Origin of the sequence: Kibdelosporangium persicum, assembly GCF_013280595.1 — a bacterium.
GTDB classification, from domain to species: Bacteria; Actinomycetota; Actinomycetes; order Mycobacteriales; family Pseudonocardiaceae; genus Kibdelosporangium; species Kibdelosporangium persicum.
The window spans coordinates 162,503-186,344 of the sequence record NZ_JAAATY010000009.1 but is presented as its reverse complement, the minus strand read 5'-3'; the positions used below and the strand labels follow the sequence as shown (position 1 = coordinate 186,344).

General features: G+C 68.2%; 27 protein-coding genes. 15 read left to right on the top strand and 12 right to left on the bottom strand.

Translation table 11 applies throughout. The features are described 5' to 3' along the window. The first annotated feature begins 56 nt into the window (after positions 1-56). The 3 genes from GC106_RS18530 (at position 57) to GC106_RS18520 (ending at position 1,954) form a co-directional block, all read left to right on the top strand. A complete protein-coding gene (locus tag GC106_RS18530) occupies positions 57-902 on the top strand; it encodes an NUDIX hydrolase (protein WP_173132351.1) in 846 nt (281 codons plus the stop codon). 79 nt (positions 903-981) lie between these two features. Next, the gene (locus GC106_RS18525) at positions 982-1,704 is read left to right on the top strand and encodes an MBL fold metallo-hydrolase (RefSeq protein WP_217280687.1); all 723 of its coding nucleotides are present in this window, start codon (positions 982-984) and stop codon (positions 1,702-1,704) included. A 46-nt stretch (positions 1,705-1,750) separates the two neighbouring features. Then, positions 1,751-1,954, top strand: coding sequence for a hypothetical protein (locus tag GC106_RS18520; protein ID WP_173131971.1), 204 nt, complete (start codon positions 1,751-1,753; stop codon positions 1,952-1,954). Positions 1,955-2,303: 349 nt separating this feature from the next. On the opposite strand, the gene dnaN is transcribed toward GC106_RS18520, so the two are convergent. Then, positions 2,304-3,401 (bottom strand): DNA polymerase III subunit beta, encoded by a 1,098-nt coding sequence (dnaN, locus tag GC106_RS18515; RefSeq protein WP_173131968.1) that lies wholly within the window; start codon positions 3,399-3,401, stop codon positions 2,304-2,306. Positions 3,402-3,460: 59 nt separating this feature from the next. On the opposite strand from dnaN, the gene GC106_RS18510 reads away from it, so the two are divergent. Further along, complete coding sequence (locus tag GC106_RS18510) at positions 3,461-4,822, top strand: CehA/McbA family metallohydrolase (RefSeq protein WP_173131966.1); 1,362 nt, start codon at positions 3,461-3,463, stop codon at positions 4,820-4,822. Here GC106_RS18510 and GC106_RS18505 read toward each other — a convergent pair whose 3' ends face one another. From GC106_RS18505 to GC106_RS18490, 4 genes are all read right to left on the bottom strand, one after another. Then, positions 4,823-5,761 (bottom strand): nucleoside hydrolase, encoded by a 939-nt coding sequence (locus GC106_RS18505; RefSeq protein ID WP_173131963.1) that lies wholly within the window; start codon positions 5,759-5,761, stop codon positions 4,823-4,825. Positions 5,762-5,769: 8 nt separating this feature from the next. Next, the gene (locus GC106_RS18500) at positions 5,770-7,005 is read right to left on the bottom strand and encodes an MFS transporter (protein WP_312872720.1); all 1,236 of its coding nucleotides are present in this window, start codon (positions 7,003-7,005) and stop codon (positions 5,770-5,772) included. Positions 7,006-7,512: 507 nt separating this feature from the next. After that, positions 7,513-8,187 carry a Crp/Fnr family transcriptional regulator gene (locus GC106_RS18495; RefSeq protein WP_033389944.1) on the bottom strand — a complete coding sequence of 225 codons (675 nt, stop codon included), beginning with the start codon at positions 8,185-8,187 and terminating at the stop codon, positions 7,513-7,515. Positions 8,188-8,305: 118 nt separating this feature from the next. Further along, complete coding sequence (locus GC106_RS18490) at positions 8,306-8,554, bottom strand: hypothetical protein (protein WP_173132342.1); 249 nt, start codon at positions 8,552-8,554, stop codon at positions 8,306-8,308. 173 nt (positions 8,555-8,727) lie between these two features. Here GC106_RS18490 and nth point away from each other — a divergent pair, with 173 nt between their 5' ends. Genes nth through GC106_RS18470 form a run of 4 tightly spaced genes read left to right on the top strand, consistent with a single transcriptional unit; the run spans position 8,728 to position 11,869 of the window. Continuing rightward, positions 8,728-9,441, top strand: coding sequence for an endonuclease III (gene nth / locus GC106_RS18485; RefSeq protein ID WP_173132339.1), 714 nt, complete (start codon positions 8,728-8,730; stop codon positions 9,439-9,441). Next, complete coding sequence (locus GC106_RS18480; RefSeq protein ID WP_173131960.1) at positions 9,438-10,001, top strand: TlpA family protein disulfide reductase; 564 nt, start codon at positions 9,438-9,440, stop codon at positions 9,999-10,001. The genes nth and GC106_RS18480 overlap by 4 nt, the downstream gene beginning before the upstream one ends. Positions 10,002-10,045: 44 nt before the next feature. Next, positions 10,046-10,681, top strand: a complete 636-nt coding sequence (locus tag GC106_RS18475) for an NUDIX hydrolase (RefSeq protein ID WP_173132336.1) — start codon at positions 10,046-10,048, stop codon at positions 10,679-10,681. Between the two features lie 3 nt (positions 10,682-10,684). After that, positions 10,685-11,869: a MarP family serine protease gene (locus tag GC106_RS18470; RefSeq protein WP_173131958.1), complete on the top strand. Its 1,185-nt coding sequence runs from the start codon at positions 10,685-10,687 to the stop codon at positions 11,867-11,869. A gap of 185 nt (positions 11,870-12,054) precedes the next feature. Here the strand turns inward: GC106_RS18470 and GC106_RS18465 are convergent, their stop codons facing one another. The 4 genes from GC106_RS18465 to GC106_RS18450 all read right to left on the bottom strand — a co-directional run bounded on the left by GC106_RS18465 (position 12,055) and on the right by GC106_RS18450 (position 15,403). Further along, positions 12,055-12,996: an alpha/beta fold hydrolase gene (locus GC106_RS18465; protein ID WP_173131954.1), complete on the bottom strand. Its 942-nt coding sequence runs from the start codon at positions 12,994-12,996 to the stop codon at positions 12,055-12,057. After that, positions 12,980-13,462 carry a phage holin family protein gene (locus GC106_RS18460; RefSeq protein ID WP_173131953.1) on the bottom strand — a complete coding sequence of 161 codons (483 nt, stop codon included), beginning with the start codon at positions 13,460-13,462 and terminating at the stop codon, positions 12,980-12,982. The genes GC106_RS18465 and GC106_RS18460 overlap by 17 nt, the downstream gene beginning before the upstream one ends. Before the next feature lie 24 nt (positions 13,463-13,486). Next, positions 13,487-14,647 (bottom strand): Na+/H+ antiporter NhaA, encoded by a 1,161-nt coding sequence (gene nhaA / locus GC106_RS18455; RefSeq protein WP_173131950.1) that lies wholly within the window; start codon positions 14,645-14,647, stop codon positions 13,487-13,489. Between the two features lie 72 nt (positions 14,648-14,719). Beyond that, on the bottom strand, positions 14,720-15,403 hold the full coding sequence (locus tag GC106_RS18450) for a DUF2848 domain-containing protein (RefSeq protein ID WP_173131947.1): 684 nt from the start codon (positions 15,401-15,403) through the stop codon (positions 14,720-14,722). Positions 15,404-15,468: 65 nt separating this feature from the next. Here GC106_RS18450 and GC106_RS18445 point away from each other — a divergent pair, with 65 nt between their 5' ends. Beyond that, the gene (locus GC106_RS18445) at positions 15,469-16,746 is read left to right on the top strand and encodes an MFS transporter (RefSeq protein WP_173131945.1); all 1,278 of its coding nucleotides are present in this window, start codon (positions 15,469-15,471) and stop codon (positions 16,744-16,746) included. Here GC106_RS18445 and GC106_RS18440 read toward each other — a convergent pair. Beyond that, positions 16,736-17,353, bottom strand: coding sequence for a GntR family transcriptional regulator (locus tag GC106_RS18440; RefSeq protein ID WP_173131942.1), 618 nt, complete (start codon positions 17,351-17,353; stop codon positions 16,736-16,738). The two genes, GC106_RS18445 and GC106_RS18440, sit on opposite strands and share 11 nt — an antisense overlap. A 61-nt stretch (positions 17,354-17,414) precedes the next feature. Here GC106_RS18440 and GC106_RS18435 point away from each other — a divergent pair, with 61 nt between their 5' ends. Then, complete coding sequence (locus tag GC106_RS18435) at positions 17,415-18,200, top strand: carbon-nitrogen hydrolase family protein (protein WP_173131939.1); 786 nt, start codon at positions 17,415-17,417, stop codon at positions 18,198-18,200. Beyond that, a complete protein-coding gene (locus GC106_RS18430) occupies positions 18,200-18,661 on the top strand; it encodes an OsmC family protein (RefSeq protein ID WP_173131936.1) in 462 nt (153 codons plus the stop codon). The genes GC106_RS18435 and GC106_RS18430 overlap by 1 nt, the downstream gene beginning before the upstream one ends. Here the strand turns inward: GC106_RS18430 and GC106_RS18425 are convergent. Further along, positions 18,630-18,875, bottom strand: coding sequence for a hypothetical protein (locus GC106_RS18425; RefSeq protein WP_173131933.1), 246 nt, complete (start codon positions 18,873-18,875; stop codon positions 18,630-18,632). The genes GC106_RS18430 and GC106_RS18425 overlap by 32 nt on opposite strands. A gap of 99 nt (positions 18,876-18,974) precedes the next feature. On the opposite strand from GC106_RS18425, the gene GC106_RS18420 reads away from it, so the two are divergent. Together GC106_RS18420 and GC106_RS48835 are read left to right on the top strand one after the other, a co-directional pair. After that, a complete protein-coding gene (locus GC106_RS18420; RefSeq protein WP_173131928.1) occupies positions 18,975-19,817 on the top strand; it encodes a helix-turn-helix domain-containing protein in 843 nt (280 codons plus the stop codon). Continuing rightward, on the top strand, positions 19,814-20,083 hold the full coding sequence (locus tag GC106_RS48835) for a DUF397 domain-containing protein (RefSeq protein WP_173131925.1): 270 nt from the start codon (positions 19,814-19,816) through the stop codon (positions 20,081-20,083). The genes GC106_RS18420 and GC106_RS48835 overlap by 4 nt, the downstream gene beginning before the upstream one ends. A 71-nt stretch (positions 20,084-20,154) precedes the next feature. On the opposite strand, the gene acs is transcribed toward GC106_RS48835, so the two are convergent. Beyond that, entirely contained in the window at positions 20,155-22,131 is a 1,977-nt protein-coding gene (acs, locus tag GC106_RS18410) for an acetate--CoA ligase (RefSeq protein WP_173131922.1), read from the bottom strand. A 186-nt stretch (positions 22,132-22,317) separates the two neighbouring features. Here acs and GC106_RS18405 point away from each other — a divergent pair, with 186 nt between their 5' ends. Then, positions 22,318-23,058, top strand: coding sequence for a Fic family protein (locus GC106_RS18405; RefSeq protein WP_173131919.1), 741 nt, complete (start codon positions 22,318-22,320; stop codon positions 23,056-23,058). Between the two features lie 311 nt (positions 23,059-23,369). Next, complete coding sequence (locus tag GC106_RS18400; protein WP_173131917.1) at positions 23,370-23,777, top strand: excalibur calcium-binding domain-containing protein; 408 nt, start codon at positions 23,370-23,372, stop codon at positions 23,775-23,777. Positions 23,778-23,842 lie beyond the last annotated feature (65 nt).

Below are 23,842 nucleotides of genomic sequence, written 5' to 3'. Positions count from 1 at the left end.
CCGTGCGCGGCCCGCCCCGGGCTTAGGCTCGCGTTGTGCGTGAACTACCGAAGGAGATGGTTCTGCCGGAATCGATGGTTCCGGACGAGTTCCCTGATCCGCCGGTGACGCCGAAGGACGCGGCCACAGTCGTGTTGCTGCGAGACACCCCGGACGGCATCGAGGCCTTCCTGCTGCGCCGCGTCGTCGGGATGGCGTTCGCCGGTGGGATGAGCGTTTTCCCTGGCGGTGGCGTCGACAAACGGGACGCGGACGCGGCGATCGCATGGTCCGGCCCGCAACCGGAGTGGTGGGCGGAGAAGTTCGCGTGCCCGGTACCGCTCGCGCGCGCTTTGGTGTGCGCGGCCGTGCGGGAGACGTTCGAGGAATCCGGTGTGCTGCTCGCCGGCCCGGATTCGGACAGCGTCGTTTCCGACACCCGGCCGTACGCATCCGCCCGGAAGTCGTTGGTGGAGCGCGAGTTCTCGTTCGCGCAGTTCCTGGCCGACACCGGGCTCGTGCTGCGCGCGGACCTCCTGCGGCCGTGGGCGAACTGGGTGACGCCCGCCGAGGAACCCCGGCGCTACGACACCAGGTTCTTCATCGCCGCCCTTCCGGAAGGCCAACGCGCGGACGGGTCGACGTCCGAAGCGGACCACGCGGAGTGGCGCCGCCCGGCGGACGCGATCGGCCTGTGGAAGGCAGGTGAGCGCGGCCTGCTGCCGCCGACCTGGATGACCCTGTCCGAACTCGGCGAACAGCCGACGGTCGCGGCCGCGATGGCGACCGACCGGACGATCAGCAAGATCATCCCCAAGGTGATCAGGGAAGGCCGCGTCCTGCGGCCGGTCCTGCCCGGCGACCCGGCGTACGGCCGCGCCGTCGGTCACCTCGACGCACGACCAGACGACACGCTGGGCTGAGATCGCGAGGGAGGAACCCGTGAGCGTGGTGCATCCGGCATACGGCGTGTTGCGTGAGGTCACGCCGACCGCCTCGGTGATGCTTGAGGACAATCCCGGCGACATGACGCTCGACGGCACCAACACGTGGATCCTGCGCGGCCCGGACGCCTCGGACTGCGTCGTGGTGGACCCGGGCTACGAGGACATCCCGCACCTGACCCGCGTGGCGGACTGCGGCCCGATCTCGCTGATCCTGATCACCCACCACCATCCCGACCACGTCGGCGGCGCACCCAAGCTGGCCGAGCTCACGGGCGCTCCGATCCGCGCGTTCGACCGGAAGCTCTGCCGGGACGCGGAGCCTGTGGCCCATGGGGAAGTGGTTTCGGCCGCGGGACTCGACCTGACCGTGCTGCACACGCCGGGCCACACCGACGACTCGATCTGTTTCCAGCTCGACGACGCCGTACTGACCGGCGACACGATCCTCGGCCGCGGTACGACCGTGATCTCGTCGCTTGGCCACTACCTCGACACGCTCCGGCTCCTGCGGACGATCACCGGCGTCGCCGCGCTGCCCGGCCACGGTGAGGAGTTGCCTGACCTCGCCGCTGTGGCCAGCGAATACCTCGCGCACCGTGAGGAACGGCTCGACCAGGTCCGTGCCGCGTTGCAGCAGCTCGGTCCGCATGCGACCGCACGCCAGGTTGTCGAAGTCGTGTACGCCGACGTGGACAAGGCGCTGTGGGGACCGGCGGAGTGGTCGGTCCGCGCGCAGCTGGACTACATCCGTAACCACCCTGAGCCCGCCCAGCCCTGATCCACGGCCGCGACTTGCCGAAGACGGCGACCTGGAGACCAGGATCGTGAGTTGCGCAGACGGCAACTTGGAGACCCGGATCGTGGCCGAAGTGGTCCTGGCCGAGGCCCGGCCGGGCTTGGACGGCAACGAGATCGTGCGGCTGGTCGGGTTGTGTGCTCCTACCGTTGCCTCGATCTTGCCGCGACTTCGTGGCGCGTTCGCCCCGGCGAGCCGCGTGTCCAGTGCGGACAAGGCGCCTGGTCGATAGCGAGATCGTGCGGCTGTTCGGCTGCGTGCTCCTGCCGTCGCCGCGACCTCGTGGCAGCCTCCACCCTGGCGAGCCGCATGTCCAGGTCCTTGAACCGAGGTGGTCAGGCTGGTCCGGCTGGAGCCGGTGGCCGTTGAGCACGCTCGCCTTCCCCGGACGGGCCCAGCACTGTTCGGAGGCTGGGCAAGCCCGGCTCACCTGAAGTGTGCCCAGGCACGGCCAAGCTGGGTGCGCATACACCTGGCGTTGCGGTGGCCTTGTCCCGCCGCACTGCTATCCCCGGGCGGTGCGGCGCGGGTGCCGATGGCTATTCGGTTGTGGGGTCTGGGTGCATAGGGGCTCCTTCTCGTTATGTGGCTGGTGGGCGCATGGGGGCGACCATGTAGCGCAGGTCCATGGCCTCGTTGGGGTCGGGTGAGCTGAACACGGTTGCGCGCATGCCTGGCTGGATGGCCAGGCGGACTCGGCCGCCGGAGAACGGTTTGAGGGCGTCGACGAGGAAGCGCGACTGGAACGACGGCGACGTGCGGCCGTCGGACACGTCGGCCTTGACCGTCTCCTCGGCTTCGCCTGCCTGTTGGTCGGCGCTGCGCAGGCGGACCTCGTTGTCCCCGACTTCGAGTTTGAGCACGCCGCGGTTGTCCGCGTAGAGCGCGACCCGGCGGACGGCGGCGAGCAGCGCGTCAGTGTCGGCCTCGACGTGGGTGTCGACGGCGGACAAGACGAGCTTGCTCTCGCTAAGGAACGAGCCGTCGAGTAATGCCGTGGTGACCACGGAGTTGTCCCACGCCAAGCCGATGCGGTTGTCGTCCGCGTGCAGTGCGACCTGTCCGCGGGCCTGTTTGGCCACCTCGGCCAGGAGCGTCGCCGGGATCAGGGCATCCAGGTCCGCGGCGACCGGTGTCCACGGCAGGGAAGCGACCGCCATGCGGTACCGGTCGGTCGCGGCCAGCACCAACCGGTCACCGTCCGCACGGACACGGACGCCGGTGAACAGAGGTAACGCTTCATCGCGCGACGCGGTCGCGGCGACGGTCGCCAGCGCGGTGACGAACAGGTCGCCGTCGACCGAGCCTGCGAGCGGAGGCGTGGTCGGCGTACCGGGGTGCAAGTCCGCGTCGAGGAGCGGCAAGGCGAATCGAGCGTTGGGCGTCCGGACCGCTAACCGCGCACCCTCCACGGCGAGGCGCACCATCGGCACGTCCAGGGCGCGCAAAGTCTCGGCGAACGGCTTGGCCGGCACGAGCACACGCCCCGAGGTGTGCACGGTGGCCGAGCACGACAGCCGGATGGCGCGCTCCCGGTCGCTGCCCGCCAGAACGACACCGTCGTCCGACGCGGTCAGCAGCAGCCCGGCGAGCACAGGGTCGAGCGTCCGCCCCGGCAGCAGGCGCACTGCCTCGGCGGCCGCATTGGCCAGGTCTGTGGTGGTCGCGGTCAGATCCATGCTTCGCACCGTAGCGGCCCGGTCTGACATTTTTGAGTTTTCGCAGGTAGGTTGCTGTTATGGAGCAGGTCGCGACGATCACCGGCACGTTCGGGCCGGGTGCGCCGGACTGGCACTACCTGCCGGTGGAGATTCCCGAAGGCGTGCGGGAGATCGAGGTCGTCTACCGCTACGACAAGCCGGACGTGCCGCCCGGCGTCAGAGGCAACGCCCTCGACATCGGGGTTTTTGGTCCGCACGAACAATTCCGTGGCTGGTCGGGCGGTGCCCGGGACCGGTTCACGATCAACGCCACCGAGGCCACGCCCGGCTACCTCGCCGGTCCGCTCCAGCCCGGTGAGTGGCAGATCCTCCTGGCGCCGTACACGGTTTCCCCGCAGGGCATGGCTTTCGAGGTGGACGTCACTGTCCGATTCGGACCCGACGGCCCGGCGTTCCGGCCCAACCCGGCGCCGTCGACAGCGCCGGCAGCGGACCGGGGACGAAGCTGGTACCGCGGCGACGGGCACGTGCACACCATCTACTCGGACGGCCGCCGCAAGCCGGGAGAACTCGTCGCGGACGCACGGAAAGCGGGCCTGGACTTCATCGTCTCGACCGAGCACAACACTTCGAGCGCGCACCTGCAGTGGGGCGATCACGCGACTGAGGACCTGTTGATCCTCAACGGTGAAGAGGTCACGACACGGACCGGGCACTGGCCCGCGTGGAATCTTCCGGCGGGCACATGGATCGACTGGCGTTACCGCGCGGACGACCCGCAGCGGTTGCGGAAGTTCGTCGACGAGGTCCACGAGTCAGGCGGGATGGTCGTCGCCGCGCACCCGTTCGGGCCGTGCGTCGGCTGCACCTGGGAATTCGGCTACGAACGCGCGGATCTCGTCGAAGTGTGGAACGGGCCCTGGACGCTGGACGACGAAGCCACCGTCATCGCCTGGGACAGTCTGCTGCGCGCCGGACGCTGGATTCCAGCGGTCGGCAACAGCGACTCGCACACCCACAATGACCAGGTGGGCTTGCCGCACAACGTAGTCCTGGCCGACGGCCTGACAGGGCCGCAGCTGATGGAGGGCTTTGCCAAGGGGCGCAACTGGATCGCGGAATCGTCAGCGGTCCAGCTGGAGTTCACCGCCACGGCCGACGACACGACGGTGGGCATCGGGGAGACGCTGAGAACGGACCCGGGCACGCCGATCGCCTTGGAGATCAAGGCAAGCGGCGCGCCGGACACCCATGTGCGAATCCTCGACCAGCACGGTCCTCAGTGGGGCGGTTACGTCCCCGCGGCGGGCGCGACGGTCACGTGGACGACGCAAAGCCGTTACAGCAAATGGGTTCGCGTCGAAATCCGCCGGGAACAGCCGACCAGCACCACACGGGACACCATGGTGGCGTTGACGAACCCGATCTTCTTCAGGTGATCAGTAGCGGCTGGTCAGCTCGTCGTGGATGAAGGACAGCACCTCGTCGACGTCGGCGTCCAGCGCCACGTCGACCAGGCGGTCGCCGGCCGGGGCGCGCCGGTTGCGCAGGTCGGCGATGGTCGCCCCGCTGCCCGGCCCGTCGGTGCAGTCGACCTCCAGTGCCATCGGCGTCGTCTTCAGCAGGCCCGGCCTGATCGCTTCGGCGACCGCGATCGCGTCGTGCATGATGAGGTCGTCCGTGCCGACTTCCTGCTTGTAGAACTCGCGGTAGTGCGGCGTCATCGCGACCAGTTCCCGGCCGACCGCGTTGGCGGCGGAGACCTTGCCCAGCCAGTCGTCGGCCACCGCGCACTTCATCGTGATGTCCAGGGGCACGAGGGTGACCGGAACGTCCTCTTCGACAAGAACCCGGCGTGCGGCCTCGGGATCGACCCAGACGTTGAACTCGGCCGCGGGCGTGACGTTGCCGCCTTCGATCCCGCCGCCCATGATCACCAGGCGTTCGATCTTGGACTTGATCGAGGGGTGCGCCGCCAGCAGCACGGCGATGTTGGTCAACGGACCGATCGGCACGATCGTGACCGGCTCTTCGGCGGCGGTGAGCAGGTCGACCATCAACGTCACGGCGTCACGTGGATCGACGCTCGCCTTGGAGGTGCCGATGTTGCCCGCGTGCCCGCCGAGTCCGTCGTTGCCGTGTGCGTCGTCGCTGCGCGCCGGCCTGGAGAACGGCCGGTGTGCGCCCACCGCGACGGGAACGTCCTCACGGCCGCACATCGCCAGGACGTTCAACGCGTTGCGCGTGGTGTGCTCGATGCCGATGTTGCCCGCCACGGTCGTCAACGCGAGCAGGTCGACGTCCGGATGCCGGGCGGCCAGCGCGATCGCGAAGGCGTCGTCAACGCCGGGGTCGGTGTCGATGATCAGACGGCGCATGGTTCTCCCTAGCTCGCGAGTGCGTGGTCTGCTTTCCTGCTGGGCACTCCTGCGGCGATCGTGCCACGGAACACGAACACGAGGCCCGCGAAAATCAGCCCGGCGACGGCGGCCGCGATGAACGCGGACGACACGCTGACGTGCTCGACGAGGTAGCCACTCGCCGACTGGCCCAGTGCGAGGCCGAAGGTGACGGCGGTGATCACCCAGCCGAACGCCTCGGTCATCGTGCTCGGCGGCGCGACCTGTTCGAGCGCGGTCGAGTGCGAAGTGGACTGCGGAGTGATCATCATGCCCGCGATCAGCAACGTCACCGCCAGCCAGAGCAGCGAGCTCGGGATGGCCGAGAACGTGACCAGGATGGCGAATCCGGCCAGCAGCACGGGCAACCGCAGGTGCATCGGCCGTGGCCACGGGCGCATCCCGTAGATCACGCCGAAGATCACCGAGCTGATCGACCAGACGCTGAGCATCACGCCGCCCATGGCCTGCTGACCTGCGGCGGTGGCGGCGGCAGGCACCGCGACCTCGACAAAACCGATCACCACACCGAAGCCCATCACCGCGAGGATGACCGTACGCATACCCGGGCTGACCAACGGACCGAGCAGGCTCGTCCCCGTCTGCACCAACGGCCGCTGCGCGCGGACAGTCTTGGTGAGCGCGAACGTGATCGCACCGGCCGCCTGGGACAACGCGCTGACCAACACGCCTGTGCCCGCCCACGGCAGCGCCGAGAGCAACCCGGCGAGACCGGGTCCGAGGATGAAGAACACCTCGATGCTGATGGCGTCGTAGTTGTACGCGGCTTGTCGCGTACGGCCTGCGGGCAACAGACGCGACCACAACGTCCGTGACGCCGAGCCGACCGTCGGCTGTGTCAGTCCGACCGCGAACGCGAAGCCGACGAGCGCGGGCGCGCTCATGCCTGCCTCGACGCCCATGATCGCGATGGCGACGAAGACAGTGAACGCGGTCGACGCGACCAGCAGCGGACGGCTCGGTCCAAGACGGTCCATGACCCGGCCTTGCAGCACCGATCCGATCGACGAACCGATCAGCGCGCCCGCCGACACCAGCCCGGCGACGGCGTACGAACCTGTCGCGCGCTGGACGTAGAACAGCATCGCGAACCCGACCATCGCGATCGGCAGGCGGGCGAACACGGCGGCAATCATCGGGCCGCCCGCACCAGGAGTGGTCAGGGCGGCCCGGTAGTCGGCGAACGAGACGTTGTGGGACACGCGTACCAGTATGCGGTGAAGTGGTACTCCCGTACCACTAAATTACGGTGGGTTTCCTCACTTCGTCCGATTGGGCTACTCGAAACCCGAACGTGATCACAGTTGTATAACGGAATGTAAATCTGCGGCGAACCAGCGCAACGAATCCGACTCAACCGAGTCCTGGAGAGTGAAAAGACTTGAGCCGCAGGGGTCCCGCGGGTGATGGTGGATTCGCCGCCGAGCATCGGGTACTCGCGAAGCGGCGGAAAATCCCTCCGGCGGAAGGGTCGGGGCCAGATCGCACGGAGGGCGGGGAGCGTGAGCTGTCGGGGGATGGCTTGCGCGAAAGGAAGGGCGCCCGGTCGCCACGTCGGGGGTGGCGGCCGGGTGCCCTTTCTTCATGCCCGCCGGCAGCAAACCCCTCGTGAGTGTTTATCAGGGTTAGAACGCCGATAAACGCTCACGAGGGCTGACCAGGACAAAGCCCCCGGCGCGGGCGCCGGGGGCGGAGTCGGGAGCCAGGGGTTACCGTGCGCGCCGAGCCAGCCGCTCGGGGTCCAGGATCAGCACGCTCTTGCCTTCGAGCCGCAGCCAGCCGCGGTGGGCGAAGTCGGCCAGCGCCTTGTTCACGGTCTCCCGCGAAGCGCCGACGTACTGGGCGATCTCCTCCTGGGTCAGGTCGTGCGTCACCCGGAGCAGGCCCGCCTCCTGGCTGCCGAACCGCTGGGCCAGCTGGAGCAGGGCCTTGGCGACACGACCGGGCACGTCGGTGAAGATCAGGTCCGCGAGCATGCCGTTCGTCCGGCGCAACCGCCGGGCCACCACGCGCAGCAGCTGCTCCGCGATCTCGGGGCGGGTGGCGATCCACTGCCGCAGCTCCGGACGGCCCATCGTGACCGCGCGGACCTCGGTCACCGTGGTCGCGGTCGACGTACGGGGTCCCGGGTCGAAGATCGAGAGCTCGCCGAACATGTCCGACGGCCCGAAGATGCCGAGCAGGTTCTCCCGCCCGTCCGGGGACTTCCTGCCGAGCTTCACCTTGCCGGACAGGATGATGTACAGCCGGTCGCCCGGCTCTCCCTCGGCGAAGATGACGTGCCCGCGGGGGAACTCCACGTTCTCGAGCGTCTGGCTCAGCGCCTCGGCTGCCGCGGGCTCAACCCCCTGGAAGATGCCTGCCCTGGCCAGGGTCTCGTCCACGCTCGTCCCTCCTGTCGAGACACGGCGAACCTGACACCGTCGCCGTCTTCACTACCTGCAGTGTAGGACGTTCACCCGGATGTACCCACCGGGCACGCCGCACGCTACCGGGTGGTAGTCACATGCGCACGCGCTGCCTCGTCCGCGCGGCGCGTCCGCCACGGCGGCGGAGCCGGAACAGGTCGAGAGCACGGCCGATGCCGTGGCCGTAGAGCGCGCGGGCCTCGTCCGGGCGCATGTCCTCAAGCAGCTGGGTGACTTCGTCCTCGCGGACGGCTGCGTCGCGCAGGCGCGTCTCGACGCGTTCCATGAACAACGCGAAGAGCATGACCACCAGCGGTACCACGAACACGAACCAGACAGCCACCATCAGTTGGATCCTCGCTTAACGTGCGTCGGGGTCGGCACATTCACTAAGACGTCTGGGGTCGGTCGACGTTGTCCGGCGGCCCGTAGGCTAGTCCCGTGCCTCCCGCCACCAAGCAGCCCCCCGGGCAGACGGTCAAGCCTGCGACGGGGTTGGTCCGGCGTGCCCGGCGGATGATTCGCGCGTTGTCGGAGGCTTTTCCGGACGCGCGTGCCGAGCTGGACTTCACCAACCCGCTTGAGCTGATCGTCGCGGTCGTGCTGTCCGCGCAGACCACGGACGTCCGGGTCAACCTGACCACGCCCGCCCTGTTCGCGAAGTACAGGACCGCCGAGGACTACGCCAGTGCCGACCGGACCGAGCTGGAAGAACTGATCCGGCCGACGGGCTTCTACCGCAACAAGGCCGCCGCCCTGATCGGGCTGGGTGCCGCGCTGGTCGAGCGGTTCGGCGGCGAGGTCCCCGGCACGATGGAGGAGCTGGTCACGCTGCCCGGCGTCGGCCGCAAGACCGCGAACGTCGTGCTCGGCAACGCGTTCGGCGTGCCGGGGCTGACCGTGGACACGCACTTCGGCAGGCTGGTCCGCCGGTGGGAGTGGACGGCCGAAGAGGACCCGGTGAAGGTCGAGTACGCGGTCGGCGCGCTGTTGCCACCCAAGGACTGGACGATGGCGTCGCACTGGATCATCTTCCACGGCCGCCGCGTGTGCCACGCCAAGAAGCCCGCATGCGGCGCATGTCTGCTGGCCAGGGATTGTCCGTCGTACGGCACCGGCCCGACGGAGTTCGAGACGGCGGCGAAGCTGGTGAAGGGCGTCGAGGCCGAGCACCTGATCGCGCTGGCCGAGAAGGCGGGCAAGCCCAAGCGCGGCAAGGCCGCCAGTTGAGCGTCAAGATCCGTTGGGCGATAGTCGCGCTGGTCCTGGTCGTGGCCGGTGCGATCGCGTTCTGGCCGCGTGACGAGGAGAAGCCGCAGGCCGCGCCGCCGCCGGAGCCGATCAAGACCGATCTGCCGACGTGCTCACGTCAGGGCGTCGCGCTGGAGACCATGCAGGGCCTGAAGGCGACGTGCCTGGCCGACGGCGGTGTCGCGGACGTCGCGCAAGCGTTTGCCGGTCCGGTGCTGGTGAACGTCTGGGCCACGTGGTGCGCGCCCTGCCAGGAAGAACTCCCGGTGCTTGCGGCGTACGCGGCCGAACCCGGGGCCATCCCGGTCGTGACCCTGGCCGTCGAAAGCGACCAGACGACCGCCATCGCGATGCTGACGAACCTCAACGTGCGCGTGCCCGCCCTGCTCGACGGCGACAACTCGGTCCGCAGGGCGCTGAAGGTGCCGGCCATCCTGCCCGCGTCCTATGTGATCGACGCCCAGGGGACGGTGAACTTCGTCAACGATCCACGCGTGTTCAAGTCTGTGGCGGACGTGCGCAGGGCGGTGGGGCAGTGACCTCCCACGGTCCGCTGGTCGATCCGGCCGACGTCCCGCACTGGATGAGCAAGCTCGTCGAGGGCACCAGGGACCTGGACGTCGAGATGTTCCGCGGGCTCGCCCCGCCGGACCACGTGATCGCACGGGACGCGGCGGTGCTGGTCCTGCTCGGGGAAGGTCCCGACGGGCCGGATGTGTTGCTGTTACTGCGGTCGGACGCGCTGGGCTCGCACGCGGGCCAGGTGGCGTTCCCCGGCGGGAAGGCCGACGAGGGCGACGACTTCCCGATCGGCACCGCGCTGCGTGAGGCGGCGGAGGAGACCGGCGTGCTGCCCGGCGGTGTCCTGCCTGTCGCGCTGATGCCCGCGCTGTATGTGCCCGTTTCGAAGTTCCTGGTCACGCCGGTGCTCGCGTACTGGCACACCCCGGCGCCGGTCCGGGCGGTCGACCCGGCGGAGACCGCGGCGGTCGCCCGGATTCCCCTTGATCACCTCGCGAACCCGGCGAACCGGTTCATGGTCCGCCACCCGTCGGGGTTCACCGGTCCCGCGTTCTCGGCGCCGGGCATGCTGGTCTGGGGTTTCACGGCGGCGTTGCTGACGCTCGTGCTGGCCGTCGGCGGCTGGGAAGTGCCGTGGGACACGACCGATGTACGGGAACTTGACGTAGCGTGGCGGTCTACCCGTCCGGAGGAGTGAAGCTTGAACTGGGTCGACGTGCTGGTGCTGGCGCTGGTGGTGCTGGCCGCGATTTCCGGTGCGCGCCAGGGCGTCGTGATCGCGCTGCCGGCCCTGATCGGCGTCTTCGCCGGACTGGTGCTCGGCGCCATCGTCGCTCCGCTCGTCGTGGAGAACTTCACGAACTTCGCCACGCGAGCGGCGTTCTTCATCGCGATCGTGGTCTTCCTCGTCGCGCTCGGTGAGACAGCCGGGGTATGGGTAGGCAGAACGCTGCGGCGCAAGATGAAGACGCCGAACCTGACGCCGGTGGAAAGCATTCTCGGCGCGCTCGTGCAGGGCGTTGTCGTCTTCGTGGTCGCGTGGATCATCGCGGTGCCGCTGACCACGGTCACCGGGTTGCCCGGTCTGGCGCAGGCGATCCGCGGTTCGGTCGTGCTGGGCGGCGTGGACGACATCATGCCGCCGGGCGCCGAGAAGCTGCCCAACGGCGTGAAGAAGCTGCTGGACGATTCGGGTTTCCCCAGTGTGATGGGGCCGTTCTCGCAGACGCCGCTGGTCGACACCGGTCCGCCGGACCCGGCGTTGCAGTCCAGCCCGGTGGTTCAGCGGGTCCGGCCGAGCGTGCTGAAGATCCACGCGCGGGCGCAGTCGTGCTCCCGTGCCCTGGAAGGCACCGGGTTCGTGATCTCGCCGCAGCGCGTGATGACCAACGCGCACGTGGTCGCCGGTACCGACCAGGTGTCGGTCGAGACCGACGGTGGCCAGCTCGACGCCCGTGTGGTGCTCTACGACCCCTCGGTGGACGTGGCGATCCTGTCCGTGCCGGAGCTCAACGCCAGGCCGCTGCCGTTCGCGCCGCAGGACGCCGCCAAGGGCGACTCCACGATTGTGCTCGGCTATCCGCTGGACGGCCCGTACACCGCGTCGGCCTCACGAATCCGTGAGCGCATCAACCTGCGTGGCCCGGACATCTACGACGCCAACACCGTCACCAGGGACGTGTTCACGGTCCGCGCCAAGGTGCAGAGCGGTAACTCCGGCGGCCCGCTGGTCGACCCGAACGGCAACGTGGTGGGTGTCGTGTTCGGTGCCGCGGTGGACGACGACGAGACGGGTTTCGTGTTGACCGCCAAGGAGGTCTCGGACGAGGTGCAGCAGGCGCCACGGCTGACCCGCCGGGTCGACACCGGCGCCTGCGCGGCCTAGGCCGTGTATCAAAGCCCCGTTCGCGATAGCCGGGCCGGATGCGGCCCCTGGCGCCACTGCGGAAACGCCCAAAGACAACCAGTATTCGCGGCGTTCCCGCAGCGACGCCAGGAACCACCCCACCGAGCCGACTCCGGCCTCCGGCCGGGGCAGACTCTCATCGAACGGGGACATCGATACACGGCCTAACCGTTCGAGAGCCAGGACTTCAGGGTCTTGTTGACGCTGTCGGGCGCTTCCTCGTGCGGGTAGTGCCCGGCTTCGGCGAGCACGTGCAGCGGCGCCCGGGGGTCCAGCCATCGCTGCGACGCGCGGGCGGTGGCCACGAGCATCAACGGGTCCCTGGCGCCGTGAATCCGCAGTGACGGCACCGGGATCGGCTTGTCGAGCGCCTCGGCGAACCGGCGGCCTTCGCTGCGGATCTGCGCCCGGACGGCCCACCGGTAGTACTCCATCGCGGAGAACGCCACGCCCCGGATCTGGACGGCGTTCTTGTAGCGCTCGACGGCGGCGGTGAAATCCGTGCTGTCGGCCCATCCGCGGCCGGCCCACAGGCGCATCAGCTGTTCGAGCTCGATCGCGTCGTCCCGGACGAGTTTGCGTTCCGGGTACATCGGGATCTGCGCGCGAAACAGCGTCCCGATCGCGCGTGCCTGGTTGTTCTCCTTGCGGCGCAACGCGGTTCGGCGGATCTGGCGCCGCAACGCGAGCGGGTGCGGCGCGCTGACAGCGACGACCGAGTGCACGAGCCGGGGATGCAACGCCGCCGCGGACCACGCGAGCAGGCCGCCCCAACCGTGGCCGATGACGTGTGCCTTGCGTTCGCCCAAGGCTTTGATCAGACCGCCCACGTCGCCCGCGAGCGTCCACGCGTCGTAACCGCGCGGCGGCTTGTCGGAGTCGCCGTATCCTCGCAGATCAACGGCGACCGCGCGGTATCCCGCGTCGCTCAGCGCGGTGAGCTGGTGACGCCAGGTCCACCAGAACTCGCCGAACCCGTGCAGCATCAGCACGAGCGGGCCCTCGCCGGTCTCGGCGACGTGCAGGCTTATCCCGTTGGCGTGGACGTCGCGGTGTGCCCACGGACCGTCGACACGGACCGTAGACGGATCAGGATCGCTTCTCATCACTGTCGCGTTTGAGCGCGGCCACGGTGTCCTGGGCTGTCTTGATCGTGCGGCGCGGTCCCTTGATCCCGCGCACCTTGCGGTACCCGAGGTAGCCGAAGAGACCCACGATCAGCAGCATCACGCCCCAGGTGATCAGGAACCCGAGCCAGCGTTGCAGGCCGAGTTCGGCCAGCCCCTCGGCCAGCGCGATGAACGGGAAGTACAGGCTGAACAGCAGCACCACCAGGGCGATGATGAAGAAGACGCTGCCGCGCAGACCTCGTTTGACGTCCCGCGAGATCTCGATCTTGGCCAGCTCGATCTCCGCCCGCACCAGCGTGGACAGGTGCGTGGTCGCGTCCTTGACCAGCGCGCCGATCGACTGGTCGCCGGGGGGCAGACCGATCCGGTCCTCGGTCAACGGAATTGACGGGACCTGTGGCAGTCCCGCGCCTGCACGGTCGTTCTGCTGCGCACTCGTCACCTGGTCATCGTGCCATGGGGGCGGTCAGGCGGCCCGGCGTGCCCGGCTGCGCCGCACCAACATCGCCGCGGCCAGCAAGGACGCGACCGCCGAAGCCAGCAGGACGGCGGCCTTCACCCGCTCGGCCGCGCCGCCGTCCAGCGCGAGATCCGCGATCAGCAGGCTGACGGTGAACCCGACGCCGCCGAGCATCGAGACCGCGGCCATGTCACGCCAGCCCAGGTCGTTGGGCAGGACCGCGAGTTTGAGCCGGACCGCGGCGAACGTCGCGCCGAAGATCCCGACGAGCTTGCCGACCAGCAGACCGGCGATCACCGCGACGGCGACCCGGTCGTCCAGCATCTGGCCGAGCGCGTCCGGCGAGACCGGGACTCCGGCGGCGAACAGCGCGAACACCGGCACGGCGAGCCCGGCGGACCACGGCTGGAGCCGGTGTTCGAGGCGGATGCCGGGCGCGTCCCGCTCGTAGGAGTCTTTCTTGACCCTGGTCAACAGGCCAAGGGCGACGCCCGCGATGGTCGCGTGCACACCGGACTCGTGCACGGCGAACCACGTGCCGAGCGCGATCGGCACGTACAACCACGACGACCGGATTCGTTTGTGTTGCAGGTAGGCGTAAAGCGCGAGCAGGACGATCGCGGCCGCGGCGGCTGCCAGGTTGAACTTCGCCGTGAACAGGAGCGCGATGATGATGATCGCGCCGAGGTCGTCGACCACCGCGAGGCTCAACAGGAAGACGCGGGCGCTGCTGGGCAGGCCGGACGCGGTGAGGCTGAGCACGCCCAACGCGAAGGCGATGTCGGTCGCCGCCGGAACCGCCCAAGCCTGGTCGATTCCCGGCGCGCCCCAGCCGACCGCCAGCGCGACGCCGATCGGGACGATCATGCCGCCGGTCGCGGCGATCACCGGCAGGATCGCGGCCTTGAACCGGGACAGTTCGCCGACCACGAGTTCACGCTTGAGTTCGAGCCCGGCGACGAAGAAGAACAGGGCGAGCAGGCCGTCCTTGGCCCAGTCGCCGACCGAGAGTTCCCAGATGTGGAAGTCCCGCACCGCCTCGTAGGCGCCGCGAGTGGGGGAGTTGGCCAGGACCAGCGCCACCGCTGTCGCGCCGAGCAGGATCATCCCGCCGACGGTCTCGATACGCAGATATCTGGCGAACTCGCTGACCGGGCCGCGTCGCATCTCACTCCTGGAAGTTGGTAGCACTCAACCGTTGCCGACCAGACTTCCCGGCGCTCCGCGATCAACCCTAACTCAAGCGATCGGGTCGGGGAGCCTTCTGATGTGGTACTCCGTGGAGATGGTGCGCCCGGTCAACGGGTCGCCGAGTTCCACCCGCCACTCGTCGGCGAACTGGTTGACGCCCTTCTTCATCGGGATGGTCCCGGAGAGCAGCACCGTGCCGGGGATGTGCAGTTTCTGGTCGTGCAGCACGTCGATCCAGTACTGCGGGGGTAACAACTCCCCGCACGTGCCCGCCTGGATCTCGGTCCATTCGCTGTCGCTGCGCACCCACGCGGTCAGCGTCAGGTCGTCGATCCGGTCGGCCACGTCGGCCAGGCGCCAGGCCTGGCGGCCGAGCATGTCGGGTGCGGCCTGTTTGCTCCACGCGACGCCGTGGACTTCCAGGTCCCGGTCGGTGTGGTCGCAGGCGACGGTGAGCAGCACCTCGTCCCTGGTGATCACGATCGCCCACTCGGCCTCACCCGACGTGCGGGTGTGCTGGGCGTAGACCTCGCCGGACTGCAAGGCCAGATAGGGCGCGATCGGATACAGGCACGGCGTCTTGGTCGGTGCCGGAACGCCCAGCGCGGCCAGTTCGGCGACGTGTTCGGCCACGTCGTCCTGGCTGCGGCCGGCGAATCCCGCGTTGAGCAACGCGCGCACCTCGACGGCCACCCGATGGCCGTCAGGCAGGCTGAAGTGCAGCACCGGCACCTCCTTATACCTTGCGTATACGACTTGTATACATACGATATGCGACAGAATCCAGGAGGTGCGACATGACTTCCGTGACTGTTGACAAGCGCTCCCTGTGGCGCGCGTTCACCGCGAGCCTGTCGGGCACCTCGCTCGAGTGGTACGACTTCGCGGCGTACTCGGTGGCGTCGGCGACCATCTTCGGCCCGCTGTTCTTCCCCGGCGATGATCCACTGGCCAGCACGATGCTCGCGTTCTCGACTTACGCGGTCGGGTACGTGGCCCGGCCGCTCGGCGGATTCGTCTTCGGCCGACTCGGGGACGTGATCGGCCGCAAGCGGGTCCTGGTGATCACGCTTGTGCTGACCGGGCTGGCCACGTTCCTCATCGGACTGCTGCCAACCTACGCCACGATCGGCGCGACGGCTGCGGTTTTGCTGGTGCTGCTGCGGTTCGCCCAGGGGGTGGGAATCGGCGGCGAGTGGGGCGGCGCGGTGCTGCTGTCCAGCGAGTTCGGCGATCCGGCGAAACGCGGTTTCTGGGCGTCGGCCGCCCAGGTCGGCCCACCCGCGGGCAACCTGATGGCCAACGGTGTGCTGGCGCTGCTCGGCGCGGTGCTCACCGACGAGCAGTTCATCGGCTGGGGCTGGCGGCTGGCGTTCCTGCTGTCCGCCGTGCTGATCGCGTTCGGACTGTGGATTCGTGTCCGGCTGGAGGAAACGCCGGTTTTCAAGGCGATCGAGGCGCACGGCGAACGGCCGAGCGCGCCGATCAGCGAGGTGTTCCGATATGAGAAGCGCGCATTGCTGGCGGGCGTCTTCTCCCGGGTCTGCCCGGATGTCCACTATGCCCTGTTCACTGTGTTCGTCCTGACCTACGCCACGCAACGCCTGAACATCTCGCGCGGCTGGGGCATGGCGGCGGTCCTGCTCGGCTCGGCGCTGCAACTCGTGCTGATCCCCGCGTTCGGCGCGCTGTCCGACCGGATCAACCGGCGCAAGGTCTACCTGGTCGCGACGATCGGCGCGGCGGTGTGGCCGTGGGTGTTCTTCCCGATGATCTCCGGCGGTTCGGTCGGCCTGCTGATCCTGGGCGTGATCGTCGCGTTGGTGCTGCACTCGGCGATGTACGGCCCGCAGGCCGCGTTCGTCACCGAGCAGTTCTCGGAGCGACTGCGCTACACGGGAAGCTCGATGGCGTACACGCTGGCCGGGCTGATCGGCGGCGCGGTCGCGCCGCTGCTGTTCACGGCCTTGCTGTCGTGGACAGGCAGTTGGCCGGCGATCGGCGGGTACATCGCGGTGACGGCCGTGATCACGGTGATCGGGCTTGCGCTCGGCCGTGATCCGGTCAAATCATGAGCTGGATGCGCAGCGTCTCTCGCAGGTGGGCGTCGATGGCCTCCCGGGCTCGCTCGACGTCCTTGTCGGCCAGGGCGTCCACGATGGCGGCGTGTTCGCTGAGCACGCTGTCCTGGCGGCCGGGCACGTTGGCCAGCGCGATCATGCCCGCTCGCAGTTGCCGGTCGCGCAGGCCCTCGTACGTCCTGGTCAGGATCTCGTTGCCGGTCGAACGCACCAGCGCGGTGTGAAAGCGGGTGTCCGCCTCGATGAACTCCTTGGCGCTGTCCCTCAGCAGGTGCTGTGCGGCCAGGGCGTCCCGCATCTGCGCGACCGGCTCGTCCTGGCACGCGAAGGTGGCCGCGTGCCGCTCGATCACGCCACGAGCTTCGATCAGCTCGCTGAGCTCACGGCCGGACATCGGCGCCACGTACGCGCCGCGCTTGGGCACGAGCTCGACGAGCTGCTGTGCGGCGAGCATGAGCAGCGCCTCACGGATCGGCGTGCGCGACACCCCGAGCCGGTCGGCCAGGATCTGCTCGTTGATGAACTGGCCCTGCATGCCCGGATCGGCGAGCAGTTCGTTCTTCACGTACTCGTACGCCCGCTCCCGGCCAGAGACGCGCATGAATACTCCTTACATACACGTTGTATACAAGTAATATTAGACCCGTGCGAGGTGATGGGTGATGCGAATCGCGTTGAGCCAGTTCGCCGCGGACACAGATCCGCGGCGGAACCTGGACCACATCCGGAAGACGATCAGCCAAACGGGTGACGCCTCGGTCGTGGTCTTCCCCGAGGCGACCATGGCGCGGTTCGGAATCCCGCTCGGTCCGATCGCCGAGCCGCTCGACGGCCCGTGGGCGACCGCCGTGCGCGAGATCGCCGAGGAAGCGGGCGTCCTGATCGTGGCCGGGATGTTCACGCCGAGCCAGGACGGCCGGGTCACCAACACGTTGTTGATCACCGGCCGCGGCGTCGACACGTACTACGACAAGATCCACTTGTTCGACGCCTTCGGATTCGCCGAATCGAAGACGGTCGCGCCGGGCGAGCGGATTGTCGTGTCCGAAGTGGATGACGTGATGATCGGCTTCGCCACGTGCTACGACATCCGCTTCCCCGGGCTGTTCCAGCGACTGGCCGACGAAGGCGCGACGATCACCGTCGTGCCCGCGTCCTGGGGAGCCGGTCCCGGAAAGCGTGAGCAATGGGAACTGCTCGCCCGGGCTCGGGCATTGGACTCCACCACCTTTGTTGTCGCGTGTGGACAGGCCAACCCGGCGACCGTCGGCCAGGCGCCGTCCGGCAACGCACCGACCGGCATCGGCTACAGCCTGGTCGCGTCGCCGCTCGGCGAGATCCGTGACCAACTCGGCCCGGAGCCCGGCCTTCTGGTCGTCGACATCAACACCGACGAGGTGACCGAGGCGCGCAAGGTCGTGCCCGTACTGGTGAACAGGAAGTTCTGATGCACTCATACACGGTGACCACCACGTGGACCGGCAACCAGGGCGCGGGCACGTCGAACTACCGCGCCTACAGCCGTGATCACACGCTGTCGGCGGACGGGCGGCCGGACATCGCCGCGACGTCCGACCCCTCGTTCCGCGGCGACCCGACGCGCTGGAACCCGGAGCAGTTGCTGGTCGGTGCGTTGTCGGACTGCCACATGCTGTGGTACCTGCACCTGTGCGCGACTTCTGGCGTGGTTGTGGAGTCCTATGTCGACGAAGCCGTCGGCTTCATGGCGATGGAGCAGAACGGCGCGGGCCAGTTCACCGAGGTGATCCTGCGGCCGCGGGTCGTCGTCAGCACTCCCGATGCTGTCGAGAAGGCACAGGAATTGCACGCCAAGGCGCACGAAATGTGCTTCATCGCGCGGTCGATGAACTTTCCCGTCAAGCACGAACCCCTTGTGACTGTGGCGTGAGTTGTTCGGCGTGTAGCGCGTCCATCTTGCGGAGCGCTTCCGTGCCGACGATCAGGAACTGGCGTAGTGCCTCGCTGTGCATGGTGAGCCCGAAGCTTTGGGTGGAGCCGCTGCCGCACGCGAACTCCATCTCGTCGCTGCCGTTGATCTGATAACGGATCGGGCAGCCGTTGCCGACGGTGATCCACGTGCTGATCGCCGGGCTGCTGAACATGGGTGCCTCCAAGTGGCGCGGATTGTTGGTCTGCGTCACGCTAACGGCCTTGCGTAGCCGCTGCTTTCGTTTGCAGGAACGGAAAGGCCTGGAAATCCCATGTCCGGAAATCGCAAGCCGCCCACGGCCAGAGATCGAGCCTTGGGGGCTCAGCTGAAGTCGGTCAGGACCCGGCAGACCGAGCTGTCGCTGGAGACGGCGGCGGAAATGCTGGGCTGGTCCTCGGCGACGATGAGCCGCATCGAGAACGGCAAACGACATATCAGCGCCGAGGACGTGGCGAGCATCCTCGCGGTGTACCGCGTGCCGGTGGACCAGCGCGACGCGTTGGTACGCAGGGCAAAAGCCATCGACGAACCCGGCTGGTGGTCCCGCCCCCTGCCTGGCGTACCCGAAGAAACGAGCGTCCTGGCGAGTTACGAATCGGAAGCCTGTGCTCTCACAGACTGGTCGATCACGCTGATCCCTGGCCTACTCCAGACCTATGAGTACGCCAAGGCCTACTTGTTGGATGGGGTCATCCAGGCTGAGGACGTCGAGACGTTCTGGATGGCCCGGCTGCGGCGCCAGCAGATCCTGCCGAAGGTGGAGTACACCGCCTACATCTGCGAGGCGGCGATCCGGACTCCGTTCGGCGGCTGGGAGGTGTTGATCGCCCAACTTAAGCACCTCATCGAGGTGACCAAGCGAGGCATTGGCGTTCGGCTGGTGCCGGAGTACCTACCCCGTGCGGAGCTTTACCATCCTTGGCTGCTGCTGGAATTTCCCAACTCGCCGCCGATAGCGCACGTCGAACTGTTGCGAAGCGGGATGTTCCTGCACGATCCAGAAGTGGATGCCTATGTCGATCAGCGTGCCAAGCTGCACAAGGTCGCGCTTTCCACTGCGGAAAGCCGGGATATCCTGAGAAAACTCATCGAACAACGAGAGGGCAAACGATGACTTACAGATGGCGCAAGTCGTCCAAGTCCGCTTCACAGAGCAACTGTGTCGAGTTGGCCTGGCGCAAGTCGTCCCAGTCCGGTTCACACACCAACTGTGTCGAGCTGGCCTGGCGCAAGTCGTCCAGGTCCGGTACGCAGACCAACTGTGTCGAGCTGGCCGCGACCGGCGCGGTGCGCGACAGCAAGAACCCGAACGGCCCCATCCTCACGGTAGACCTGACCCCCTTCCTGGCCGCGATCAAGTCCGGCAACCTCACCACCTAGCTGGTCACCCCTCGTGAGTGTTTATCCGGGTTAGAACACGGATTTCCACTCACGAGGGGTGACCTGGGGTTTCAGTCCTCCGAGCTGCCCTTGTTCAGGCCCTGGGAGATCAGGTCCATCACCGTGGAGTCGGCCAACGTGGTGACGTCGCCGATCGACCGGTTCTCCGCGACGTCACGCAGCAACCGGCGCATGATCTTGCCGGAGCGTGTTTTCGGCAGCTCCGGCACGACCATCACCTGACGCGGCTTGGCGATCGGGCCGATCTCCTTGGCCACGTGGTCGCGCAGCGCCTTGACCGCGTCCTCGCCGCCGTCCACCGCGTCACCGCGCAGGATCACGAACGCGACGATGCCCTGGCCCGTGGTCGGGTCCGTCGCGCCGACGACCGCCGCCTCGGCCACGGTCGGGTGCGACACCAGCGCCGACTCCACCTCTGTCGTGGAGATCCGGTGCCCGGACACGTTCATCACGTCGTCGACCCGGCCCAGCAGCCAGATGTCGCCGTCGTTGTCGTACTTGGCCCCGTCACCGGCGAAGTAGAAGCCCTGCTCGGCGAAACGCGACCAGTACGTGTCGCGGTAGCGCTCGTTGTCGCCCCAAATGCCGCGCAGCATGCCGGGCCAAGGCTGGTCGAGCACCAGGTAGCCGCCACCGCCGTGCGGCACCTCCTTGCCCTGGTCGTCGACGACCTTCGCGGAGATGCCCGGCAGCGCCTTCTGCGCCGAACCCGGCTTGGTCGCCGTGACGCCCGGCAACGGCGAGATCATGATCGAGCCGGTCTCGGTCTGCCACCACGTGTCCACGATCGGCGTCCGGTTGGCGCCGACGTTCTCCCGGTACCAGATCCACGCCTCGGGGTTGATCGGCTCGCCGACACTGCCCAGCACACGCAGCGACGACAGGTCGTACTTGGCCGGGATGTCCTTGCCCCACTTCATGAACGTGCGGATCAAGGTCGGTGCGGTGTAGTAGATCGAGACCTTGTACTTCTGCACGATCTCCCAGTGCCGCCCCTCATGCGGGGTGTTCGGCGTGCCCTCGTAGACCACCTGCGTGACGCGGTTCGACAGCGGGCCGTACACGATGTAGCTGTGCCCGGTGACCCAGCCGATGTCCGCCGTGCACCAGTACACATCGCTGTCCGGCTTGAGGTCGAACACGTTGAAGTGCGTGTACGACGCTTGGGTCAGGTAACCGCCGGACGTGTGCAGGATGCCCTTCGGCTTCCCGGTCGTGCCGCTCGTGTACAGGATGTACAGCGGGTGCTCGGAGTCGAACGCCTCCGGCGTGTGCTGGTCGGACTGCTTGTCCACCAGGTCGTTCCACCAGATGTCGCGGCCCTCGGTCCACGCCACCTCGGTGTCGGTCCGCTTCACCACGAGCACGTGCTCGATGGTCGGCGTCTGGGCGACGGCCTCGTCCACGGCAGGCTTCAGCGGCGCCGGCTTGCCACGGCGGTACTGACCGTCGGTCGTGATGACGAGCTTGGCCGCGGCGTCCTCGATCCGGGACCGCAGTGCCTCGGCGGAGAACCCGCCGAACACGACGCTGTGGGTCAGGCCGAGCCGCGCGCACGCGAGCATCGAGAAGATCGCCTCGGGCACCATCGGCATGTAGATGGCGACCCGGTCGCCGGTCTGCAGGCCGAGTTCGGTCAGCGCGTTCGCGGTCTTGCTGACCTCCGCCAGCAGGTCGCTGTACGTGATCGTGCGGGTGTCGCCCGGCTCGCCCTCCCAGTGGATGGCGACCTGGTCACCGTGACCGGACTCGACGTGCCGGTCGACGCAGTTGTAGGCGACGTTCAGCTTGCCGCCGACGAACCACTTCGCGAAGGGCGCGTCACTCCAGTCGAGGACCCGGTCCCACTTGGTGTCCCAGTGCAGTCGCTCCGCCTGCGTGGCCCAGAAGGCCTCCCGGTCGGCGTCGGCGGCCGCGTACAGGTCCGGACCCGCGTTGGCGGCGGCGGCGAACTCGTCGGACGGCGGGAAAGTCCTGCTCTCGGTGAGCAGGTTGTCCAGCGCGGGACCCTGGGACTGCTCGGTCATCTCGCGTGACCTCCTCGAAACGCGTTAACTCATGTGGTGGTGACCGTAGTGCGGCACGGCGCGCATTAACAGGCCAGGATTCAAAAAAGGTCCAGACCAATTACACCGGAAGGGTGCCACTTGACCGGTGAAGATCGGGTCAGGAGCCGGTATCCAAGATCAGCCGGGCCCCGATAGTGTCAGCCTGTGACCGATCCGCTGGGCCCGCTGCTGGACCTTCCCGGGATCGCCGAGGCCGTGCAGTCCGCTCGCGAGAGTGTGGACGCCGTGCACAAGCACCCGGCGAACCGGCGTGGCTGGCCGACCACCGCAGCCGAGGCATCCGTCCGAGCCGCGCGATCGTCAGCCTACCTGGACGGCGGCAATCCGGAGATCCCCGAAGACGGCGAGGTCGCCGACCCGGTGCTGGCCGGAGCGCTGCGGGTGGCCGAGGCCATCGGCCCGCTGCTGCCCGTCTGGCAGCGTGCGCCCCTCCAGGCCCTGGCCCGGCTGCACCTGCTGGCCGCCGCGGATCTCGTGGACTCGTCCGACGACGAACGCCTTGGCCGCCCACGCGCCGCGCAGGGTGTGGCCGGGCGACTGGACCTGCTGGCGAATCTCCTCACCGGTGGAACAGCGGCGCCAGGTCCTGTCCTGATGGCTGTCGTACACGGTGAATTGCTGACGCTGGCGCCTTTCGGGCTCGCCGACGGCGTCGTGGCGCGGGCCGCCGCGCGGCTGACCATGATCGGCACGGGACTGGACCCGAAGGGCCTGACCGTGCCCGAGGTCGCGTACCTGCGTCGGCCCGAGCGCTACCGGCATGCCGCCGAGGGCTTCGCGAGCGGCCAGCCGGACGGCGTGCGCGAGTGGGTCCTGCTGTGCTGCGAGGCCTTCGAGATCGGGGCGCGCGAGGCGACGTCCATCGCGGACTCGGCCAACGCCTGACTCCGTTCTGTCACCGCCGCGTGGTCAAAGCGAGACCTGAATTCATGCGATCGTGTGATGTTAGTAACAGTGCGTATCTCGCCGGGGAATTCACCCACAGCCGGACGGTCACTCAGGACGAACCGGTAGGCGGATTCGGGTGCCCCTTCATGAGGATCTTCTGCGCAGCAGCGCTTCTGGTAGCCGCAAGTGCTTGTGCCCCAACGACCCCCACATCGGCTCCGGCGCCCGACATCCCGGCCGCGACGAAGCCGACGACCACCACGACCACGACGCTCACCACGACCTCGACGACGCCGACCGTCCAGCCAGTGACCCTTCCCCTTGACCTGGCAGGGAAAACCGCGGCGAAGGTGGAACAGGAACTGCGGGCCCTCGGCTTCACCGCCCTGCGTTACCTCGGACCGAACGGCGCACCGGTCACGGTGGACTCAACGTGGACGGTCGTGTCGGTCGACGGTGCCGGTTCGTCGGTGAGCCCGGACTCGGAGGTCACCATCCGGGTCGACAAGCCCGTGCCGCCGCCACCGCCGAAGACCACGCCCAAGGTCACCCCGAAACCGGCTCCGCCCAGGACCGAGGAGCCGGCGCCACCGGTCACCGCGTACTACAAGAACTGCACGGCGGCCCGGGCCGCCGGTGCCGCGCCAGTTCACCGTGGCGACCCGGGCTACGGCCGCCATCTGGACCGCGACGGCGACGGGGTCGGCTGCGAGTGACCTGCTCACACAATGGTGTGACACCACCCCTCGTGAGCGTTTATCCGTGTTCTAACCCTGATAAA